Below are 9,541 nucleotides of genomic sequence, written 5' to 3' on the forward strand. Positions count from 1 at the left end.
TGTGCAACATCTGAAGCATTAGCAGTGCCTAGGGACATAATTAAAGAAAGTCCTAATCCTAAAGCTAAAATCTTTTTCATCTTATACTTTCCTCTCTATATTTCTTTTTTTCATTTACAATTATTGTATAAGCTTTACATTTTAATTATTCGCTATGAATATAAATTTCCCTGCATATACCGCATCATTATTTCTCCTTCTTTATCTTATGGTTACAATGCAAGACAAGGCACTGCTCAACCTCTTGTTGAAAAACGGTTGGGAACTGACTAACGTTTAAACCGTACATCATAACAAAAACCGTACATGCGCAAAGCCTTGCCCGGCCTGCGTTTGTACGGTTTGTACAGCTTTGTACGGTTTTTGAGGATAGCCAAAACGTACACATAACGCTCTGCCAACCTTACGGTCAGCAGAGCGTTTTATTGTGTCGGTATTAAGCCTTAGCTTATTTGAAGTAGCTTACGCCGGACAGGAAAATCTTCTGATCCTTGTCGCCGGCAATGTTGCGGAACAAGCCAGGAGCAAAGCGCTCGCTGTGGCCCATCTTGCCGAGGATACGTCCGTCGGGGCTGGTGATGCCTTCGATAGCATACAGGCTGCCGTTCGGGTTGAACGGAGTGTTCATCGTCGGTACGCCCTGAGCATTTACATACTGGGTAGCAACCTGGCCGTTAGCAAACAGCTCTTTAATGGTGCTTTCCGGAGCGTAGAAGCGGCCTTCGCCGTGAGATACGGCAACTGCATGTTCTTCGCCGGGCTCGCACAGGCTGAACCACGGAGATTTGTTGGAAACAACTCTGGTAGTAACAATCTGGGAAATATGGCGGCCGATGTTGTTGAAGGTCAGAGTCGGTGCATCGCTGGTCATATCGCGGATATCGCCGTACGGAACGAGGCCGAGCTTAATCAATGCCTGGAAGCCGTTGCAGATGCCCAGCATCAGACCATCGCGGTTTTCGAGCAGGTCGCTGATTGCTTCTTTGATGCGCGGGTTGCGGAACATGGTAGCGATGAACTTGCCGCTGCCGTCAGGCTCGTCACCGGCGCTGAAGCCGCCAGGAATCATAACGATTTGGGAGTTGTTGATATATTTAACCATTGCTTCTACGGATTCTTCGATAGCAGCAGCGGTAAGGTTGCGCACGATGAAGGTGTTAGCTTCGGCACCTGCAGCTTCAAAAGCACGGGCGCTGTCGTATTCGCAGTTGTTGCCGGGGAATACGGGAATGAATACGCGCGGTTTAGCGATATTCACCGGAGCGGTCAAAGTCAGCTCGCTCTTGTACAGCGGCATAGCGATGTCAGCAGGCTCTTCTGCCTTCGGAGTGCCGTCCGGGAAGATGCCCAGCAGCGGCTCGCGGTATGCGGCAAAGGCTTTCGCAGCGTCAATCTTGGTGTCGTTGATGGTGATGCCTGCTTCGGCAGTAGTGTGGCCGAGCAGCATGTAATCAAGGCCTTCGAACAGCTCTTCCGGTTCAACGCCTGCTACCAGCTCGATAACCATGCCGCCGGGCTGCAGAGTGAAGAGGCTGTCGGTATCGTGGAACGGTTTGATGAATTCAAAGCCAAGCTCGTTGCCCAGGCTCATGGTGGTTACCAGTGCAGCTACGCCACCCTCTTTAACAGCGGCAGCAGCAGCAATCTTGCCTGCTTCCATAGCCTTGTGTACAGCGGTCAGGTTTTCCTTCAGCGCTGCAAAGTCCAGTACTTCGGCACTATTGCGCGGGCAGGACAGGAAGATTACCTTGTCGCCTGCTGCCTTGAAGTCGGCAGATACAGCCTTGTTGCCGTCGATTACGCCTACTGCGAAGGAAACAAGTGTCGGCGGAACGGTTTTGTCCATGAAGGTGCCGCTCATGCTGTCCTTACCGCCGATTGCCGGCAGGTCCAGAGCATCAAGTGTGGTGAAAGCGCCCAGCAGTGCGCTGAACGGCTGGCCCCAGCTGTTGGCATCATGCAGTTTCGGGAAGTACTCCTGCAGAGTCAGGCGCAGCTTAGCAGGGTCGGCACCCAATGCTACGGCACGAACTACAGATTCAGTTACAGCGTACATTGCGCCGTGGAACGGGCTCCAGCAGGCAACGTTCGGGTTATAGCCGCAGGCCATTACGCTTGCTGCGGTGGTGTTGCCGTGCAGCACAGGAATGCGGCCTACCATGCCCTCGCTCGGAGTGAGCTGGGTTTTGCCGCCGAACGGCATCATTACGGTGCCGCGGCCGATGGTGCTGTCAAAGCGCTCGGACAGGCCCTTTTCGCTGCAGACATTCAGACGGCCGAGGTTAGCCAGCCATGCAGCCTCCAGGTCAGCATCAGAGGTTACTTCAACAGGAACCTGCTCGAATACGTTGTCCTCTTTTTCTTCGCTTACTACGATGTTGGTGTGTTGTGCAACGCCGTTGGTATCGAGGAAAGCGCGGGACAGGTCAACAATTTTATCGCCACGCCAGAACATAACCAGGCGCGGTTCTTCGGTAACGTCGGCAACAACAGTTGCTTCCAGGTTTTCTTCGTCAGCATATTTGATGAAGGCATCGCGGTCAGCGGCAGCGATAACAACAGCCATACGCTCCTGAGATTCGGAGATAGCCAGCTCGGTGCCGTCCAGACCTTCGTATTTCTTGGGAACCTTGTCGAGATCAATAACAAGACCGTCGGTCAGCTCGCCGATAGCAACGGATACACCGCCTGCACCGAAGTCGTTGCAGCGTTTGATCATTGCGGTTACGGCAGGGTTGCGGAACAAACGTTGGATTTTGCGTTCGGTCGGAGGATTGCCCTTCTGTACCTCTGCGCCGCAGCTCATGAGGGAGTCAACGGTGTGCTCCTTGGAGGAACCGGTTGCACCGCCACAGCCGTCACGGCCGGTTTTGCCGCCCAGCAGCACTACGATATCGCCGGCAGCGGGACGCTCACGGCGAACTGCGCTACGGGGAGCAGCGCCGATTACGCCGCCGATTTCCATACGCTTCGCAACAAATTTATCATGATAGTATTCCTGTACATGGCCGGTTGCCAGACCAATCTGGTTGCCGTAGGAGCTGTAGCCTGCAGCTGCGCCGATGGTAATCTTGCGCTGAGGCAGCTTGCCGGGCAGGGTTTCGCTGATCGGGGTGCGCGGGTCGGCACTGCCGGTTACACGCATAGCCTGATATACATAGGAACGGCCGGACAGCGGATCACGGATTGCACCGCCGAGGCAGGTTGCAGCGCCGCCGAACGGTTCGATTTCGGTCGGATGGTTATGGGTTTCGTTTTTGAACATTACCAGCCACTCTTCAGTCTTGCCGTCGATTTCGATAGGCACAACGATAGAGCATGCGTTGATTTCTTCGGACTGGTCAAGGTCAGCCAGCTTGCCTTCCTTGCGCAGCTTCTTCATGCCGATTACGGCAATGTCCATCAATGTTACCGGACGTTCGGTGTCTTCACCGTAAACCTCGTCACGGGCAGCCATGTATTTGTCATAAGCCTCTTGTACAGGCTGGGTAAAGGTGCCGGGAACGATATCTACATCCTCAATCTGCGTCATGAAGGTGGTATGACGGCAGTGGTCTGACCAGTAGGTATCCAGCACACGGATTTCAGTAATAGTCGGCTCGCGGTGCTCTTCATTGAAGTATTTCTGGCACCACAGCAGGTCGTCCAGGCTCATAGCCAGGCCCATGGATTGGCGCAGTGCTTCCGCTTCTTCCTTGGACATGGTCAGGAAACCGGTAACGGATTTAACCTTTTCCGGCTCCTCGCAGGTGCTGATGAGGGTTTCGGGTTTAGCCTGCTCAGCCTCACGTGCTTCAATCGGGTTGATGCAGTAAGCCTTGATTTTTTCAACTTCTTCCGCAGTCAGCTCGCCTTCCAGCACATATACCTTAGCGGCAGCAACCATCGGGCGCTCCTTCTGGGTAATCAGCTGGATACATTGTTCGGCAAAATCCTCGCGCTGGTCGTATTGACCGGGCAGCAGCTCTACGGCGAAGGCAGCCTCGCCTGCAGCCAGCGGCAGCTCTTCTTCTACGACATTGTCGACAGGCGGCTCGGACAGCACAAGCTGTTTAGCCATAGCGAATTCCTCATCGCTCAAGCCCATCACGTCATAGCGGTTAACAATACGCATACCGGTAAGATTGCTCATACCAAGGTTGTTGCGCAGGTCTGCCAGCAAGCCATGTGCTTCAACAGCAAAGGCATCCTTCTTTTCTACAAAAAGTCTTCTAATGTTACTCATATACACGGCCTCCAATGTAATTTTTTCGAGGTGAATACTTGCTATTTATGTATCTATTTTAACATACTTCGGCGTTTTATCCAATATGGATAGCGATAAATCTAGGCAAATTGGTGAACATTTTTCAGTTTTAGCTAAAAATAATTCGGAAAATCAGCCACAATGCAAGAATGGCCATCCTAAAAGATGACCATAATTTTATTGAAAAGGAACGTTTGTGACAACGTTTATTATTTGGCAAACTCTTGGCTTACCCTGGCAATAGCTCTTACCGTAGCGCGGATATCGGGCTGAGCCAGTATGCCGCTGACTATGGCTGCGCCGTCAGCGCCTGCCGCACGCACCTCGCGGTAATTGTCCGCCGTTACGCCGCCGATGCCGACAACAGGCAGTCCCTTCTTCCAGCAGATAGCTGCCAGAAGATTCGGTCCGGAGTAAGGCAGTTCTTTCGCCTTGCAGATAGCTGCCAAGCCGTCCGTACCCAGCTTTTTGACGTCTGCCTTCGTAGCAGTGCCAAAGACAGCGCCGCAGCCAAGGTAATCCGCACCGCATAGCAGCGCCGCTCTAGCCTCCGCCGGATTGTGCGCCGAAACGCCGATGATGTAATCCTCGCCCAAAATCTTGCGCGCCGCAGCGCAGGGAAGGTCGTCCTGTCCCAGGTGTACGCCTGCTGCGCCCACTGCCATGGCGATATCCAAACGGTCGTTGATAATCAGCGGCACGTTAAAGCTGTCGCACAGTGCCTTCAGCTGCAGCGCTTCGGCGTACATCTCCGCGCTGGATGCTGTCTTGGCGCGGTACTGCACCAGCGTCACGCCGCCCTCGAGCGCCTCACGCACGCAGTCTATAAGCGCCCTTCCCTGCAGGCAGCCATCGTCCGTAACCAGATAAATACTGTAATCAGGCTGTGCTTTCATCAGGACACCTTTTCCTCCGGTTTCAGATTCACCAGATTCCACTTCGTAGTTACATGGTAAATTGCGTCAATCAGGCGCACCTTGAACATGCCGGGGCCGTCCTTCTTCTCGAGAAAGTTGGCTGCCAGCTCGGCGCTCTGGCCCATGATTACTACGCCCAGTGCTGCAGCAACAAGCATATCCTTGGTGATAGCGGCGCAGCAGGCAACTAAGGTAGTAGTCATGCAGCCGCTGCCGGTGATGTCCTGCAGCAGCGGGTGACCGTTGTTCAGCACAACAGCCTGCTTGCCGTTGCTGATGTTGTCAATCGGGCCGGTAACAGCAAATACGCAGCCGAATTTGGCAGCAGCGTCCTTAGCGGTGCGCAGTGCTTCGCCTTCTTCGGTTCCCTGCTCCATGTTGTCCACACCACGGCCTCCGGTTGCACCCAACAGCAGCGCCTGGCATTCGCTGTGGTTGCCACGCACGATGTCAATATAGCCTGCGTTCAGCAGCTTCAGCGCGAAGTTCAGACGTACGGTAGAAGCCATTACGCCAACGGGGTCCAGCACTACGGGGATGCCCTTGGCTTTGGCCGCCTGCGCCGCACGCTCCATAGCAATCTGCTTATTGAAGCTCAGCGTACCAAGATTCAGCACCAGTGCGTCGGCACCGGCGGTAATTTGTACAACCTCCTCCGGCTCGTCAGCCATCACCGGAGAAGCGCCCGCTGCCAACGCAGCATCTGCACAGCTTTCTGCCGTAACATAATTTGTAATTTCGTGGATGACAGGTCTTGCCTTACGCAGCTTGTCAACCAGCTCGCCAAAAGTATTTTTTAAATCCATTAGTCTAAGATACCAGCCTTTCTGTATAAATCAACAAAATGATGCGTCGGTCCGCAACCGCTGCCTAGTTCGATGCCATGCTCGATGGCTTCGGTAACGTAGGCCTTGGAGGCACGTACCGCATCCATCAGCTCCAGCCCCTTGGCCAGATTTGCCGCCAGACTGCTCGACAGTGTGCAGCCTGTGCCGTGGGTATTCTTCGTAGCAATGCGCTTGCCTGGGAACCATGTTTCCGCGCTGCCGTCAAAGAGTAAATCATCCGCCGTATCGCTTAAATGACCGCCCTTTACGAGCACAGCCTTCGCACCCAGAGCAATAATTTTTTCCGCTACTGCGCGCATCTGCGCCTTTTCCGTAACCTGCATGCCGGTAATCGCCTCTGCTTCCGGCAGGTTGGGCGTAACCAATGTTGCCAGCGGCAGCAGCTCCTTAATCAGCGTTTCGCAGGCCTCCGGTGCCAGCAGCGGATAACCGCTTTTGGAAATCATCACCGGATCCACCACGATAATGCGCGGCTGATAACGGCGCAGGCAGGCGGCAATCGTACGGATAATCTCCGGCTGCGACACCATGCCTATTTTCACTGCGTCAACACGGATATCGTCAAAAACGGCAGCAATCTGTGCTTCGACGATATCACAGTCAATATTCTGTACTGCGGTAACACCACAGGTGTTTTGTGCCGTAACGGCGGTAATGACGCTCATACCGAAGGTGCCATGAGCGGCAAAGGTTTTTAAATCGGCCTGGATTCCTGCGCCGCCGCTGGAATCACTGCCGGCAATCGTCAGCAAATTCTTCATCTGCTTTCTGCCTCCTTTAATGCGCACTCAACGCGCGCAGGTATTTTCTTTGTTCTGTCCGGAATAATCGAACAGGCCGTCGTTCTTTTCCTCCAACGCTTTGATAATATGATAGGTATATTCGTTGTAGGGAGTGGGAATCCCCAGCTCCTTGCCCATCGCCATCAGAGCACCGGAGAACATATCAATCTCGGTGTGTCTGCCTGCGTCCAGATCCTGCAGCGTGGAATAGCGTACAGATGGCGGAACGGCACTGCCACGGCCGGAGCTTGCGGGACATTTGCTCATATCAATACCCTTAGCGGCGGCGATAGCCTCCAGCTCACGGCGCAGACCTTCCTTAATAGCACGCATATGCTCGCTGTCCTGATAGCAGCCAAGACCTGCGCCAATCACAGCCTGCGGCAGATTATTGCAGACGTTCAGGCGGAACTTGCACCAGATTTCTTCATTAATGTAATCCGTATGGCGGATATGGATATCGGCACTGTGCATAAGCGCTTCAATCGCCAGCACACGCTCACTCTCAAACGGTGCCTGCGCTTCGCCGAAAACAATACCGATAGTCTTTTCCGGGTTGAAACGCACGCCGTTGCCCTCGTGACGCGACGCAATCTTAATCAATGCAGGCAGAATCTGCTTGCTGTCGACAGCACCGGCAATAATATTCTCGCTGTCCACGCCGTTCATCAGGCTCATGACAGTAGTATTGGGGCCTACTGCCTCGCGGATGCTTGCCAACGCGCCGGTCAGAGCGCCGTATTTTAAAGCGACAATCAAAAGATCTACGCCATTGGCCTCCTGCGGGCTCAACACCTGCGGATGATAGGTAACGTTGTTGATGGTGCAGCCCTCGTCACGCAAACGCGTAGCACGGCTGCCTTCGGCGATAATGCCGAATCTGATATCGGGGAGCTTGCTCAGTCCCCAGATTATATAAGAGCCAACGGCTCCTGCTCCCAAAAGTGCGACAGATTTTATCTCCATGCTTATCACTCCTTATTGCTGGCAAATAAGCGCTGCAGGCCGGAACGGAATTTATTCCGCGCAGGCTGTAACGCTCATTGCAGTAAAGCTAATCATACACTATATATTATAGCATATCAGGGCGCATAAAAAAACAGCAGCGAAGTGCAAGGCACAAGCTGCTGTGAAGAACTGGTAAAATTTATAATATTATGGAAGAAGTTATTATGCGGTCAGCTTGGAGGCAAGCTTGTATATCTCTCATTCAAGCAACCATTTTATCAGGTTTTTCTTTTGTATTCCATCATAATTAGCTTCGCCAAAAAGCTCGTCAAGTGTCAAAAGATATTTTGGATAATTATCCTGTACGCTTTGTAGCGGTGCCAACTCTCTTGCTAATGTATCAGGGTTTAACGTAGTGGCGGATATCTGGTAATATTCTGTCTGGTTGTTTTTAATGGCTACAAAGTCAACCTCACCTTTATCAATATCCCCCACGTATACATCATAACCGCGTCGCATCAGCTCCAGATAGGCAAGATTTTCTATGATATGACCTATATCGCTTTCTTTATTACGTATCAGGATATTGCGCATACCAATATCAACAATATAATATTTAGGCATATTGGTAAGCAATTGCTTTCCTTTGATGTTAAAGCGCGGAGCTTTATATAAAAACAAAGCATCTACCAATCCCTGCAAATACTTCTCAACAGTCTTGTTGTCTATACTCTTGCCACCGGATTTTAAGGTATTCGCAATTTTGTTTATAGAAACAACATTACCGATATTATCAGCGATAAATTTTGTTACCTTATCTAATGCGTTCACATCAGTAATCTTCAGACGTTTTACTATATCATTGAGAATAATTGTATTATATACATCACGCAGATAATTATAAGCATCACCGTCAAAGCTATTGTAACGTGCTACAAAAGGGAATGAACCATAATTCAGGTATAAATTAAACTTTTCCTGTATGCTTACATCAGCATTTTCCGGACTAAAAGCAGATACAAATTCTTTAAATGACAGCGGCAGCATCTTTAGTTCAACGTATCTGCCGGAAAGAACGGTTGCCAGCTCTCCGGACATAAGGTAGGCGTTGGAACCGGTAAGATATATATCGCAATTATCCTTAATGAACAGGCTGTCGACAGCTTTTTGATATTCCGTGCAATGCTGTACCTCATCTAAAAAAATATAGTTTTTGCAGTCCTGCTGCAGGCGGTCATTTATATATTGATACAAAGTATGATAATCTTGTAAGGCTTCAAATTCCATTGCTTCAAAGTTGATGCTGATAATTTGTTTTTCATCTACCCCCTGCTTAAGCAGGTTCTGTTTAAAAAGTGTGAGCAGGGTTGATTTTCCGCAACGGCGTACACCGGATACTACTTTTATGATTTGTTTATCCTGCCAGCGACATAACCAGTCAAGATATTCTTTTCTTGGAATAAGCTGCATAGTTATCACCTCTTACTTATATTGTAAAGCAAACCTGTTATAAACGCAAGAAAACTTGGAACGCATTCCAAGTTTTTTCTATTTTCCCTAAAAGTTTGGAATGGAATCCAAATTTTAGCATTTTTATATAAAATTAGGATTTTATTCCTGATTTTGAACATAGAAAAAACGGTATACCTTCGCATGCCGGAAAATAAAAAGCACCCACGTTAGTGAGTGCTCGGTTTTAGTGTTTTACTCCTCATAGTCCTCGTCTTCTTCGTAAGCAGCCTGCTCTCTGCAATCTACGTAAATAGTATCTTTGTTAGCGTTCACCAAATCCATTATTTT

At 50.7% G+C, this 9,541-nt stretch carries 6 protein-coding genes; all 6 read right to left on the reverse strand.

What is annotated here, in order from left to right:
- Positions 1 to 448 precede the first annotated feature (448 nt).
- Positions 449 to 4,225 (reverse strand): phosphoribosylformylglycinamidine synthase, encoded by a 3,777-nt coding sequence (locus RDW05_RS06610; RefSeq protein WP_307978306.1) that lies wholly within the window; start codon positions 4,223 to 4,225, stop codon positions 449 to 451.
- A 230-nt stretch (positions 4,226 to 4,455) separates the two neighbouring features.
- Positions 4,456 to 5,142: a thiamine phosphate synthase gene (thiE, locus tag RDW05_RS06615; protein WP_307978307.1), complete on the reverse strand. Its 687-nt coding sequence runs from the start codon at positions 5,140 to 5,142 to the stop codon at positions 4,456 to 4,458.
- On the reverse strand, positions 5,142 to 5,969 hold the full coding sequence (thiM, locus tag RDW05_RS06620; protein ID WP_293724527.1) for a hydroxyethylthiazole kinase: 828 nt from the start codon (positions 5,967 to 5,969) through the stop codon (positions 5,142 to 5,144). The genes thiE and thiM overlap by 1 nt, the downstream gene beginning before the upstream one ends.
- Entirely contained in the window at positions 5,969 to 6,772 is an 804-nt protein-coding gene (thiD, locus tag RDW05_RS06625) for a bifunctional hydroxymethylpyrimidine kinase/phosphomethylpyrimidine kinase (RefSeq protein ID WP_307978309.1), read from the reverse strand. Before thiD ends, thiM begins: the two co-directional genes overlap by 1 nt.
- Positions 6,773 to 6,799: 27 nt before the next feature.
- Positions 6,800 to 7,759: a 2-dehydropantoate 2-reductase gene (locus tag RDW05_RS06630; protein WP_307978311.1), complete on the reverse strand. Its 960-nt coding sequence runs from the start codon at positions 7,757 to 7,759 to the stop codon at positions 6,800 to 6,802.
- A 240-nt stretch (positions 7,760 to 7,999) separates the two neighbouring features.
- On the reverse strand, positions 8,000 to 9,211 hold the full coding sequence (locus RDW05_RS06635; RefSeq protein ID WP_307978313.1) for an ATP-binding protein: 1,212 nt from the start codon (positions 9,209 to 9,211) through the stop codon (positions 8,000 to 8,002).
- Between the last annotated feature and the right edge of the window lie 330 nt (positions 9,212 to 9,541).

It is taken from the genome of uncultured Phascolarctobacterium sp. (assembly GCF_902463975.1).
Taxonomy (GTDB): Bacteria; Bacillota; Negativicutes; order Acidaminococcales; family Acidaminococcaceae; genus Phascolarctobacterium_A.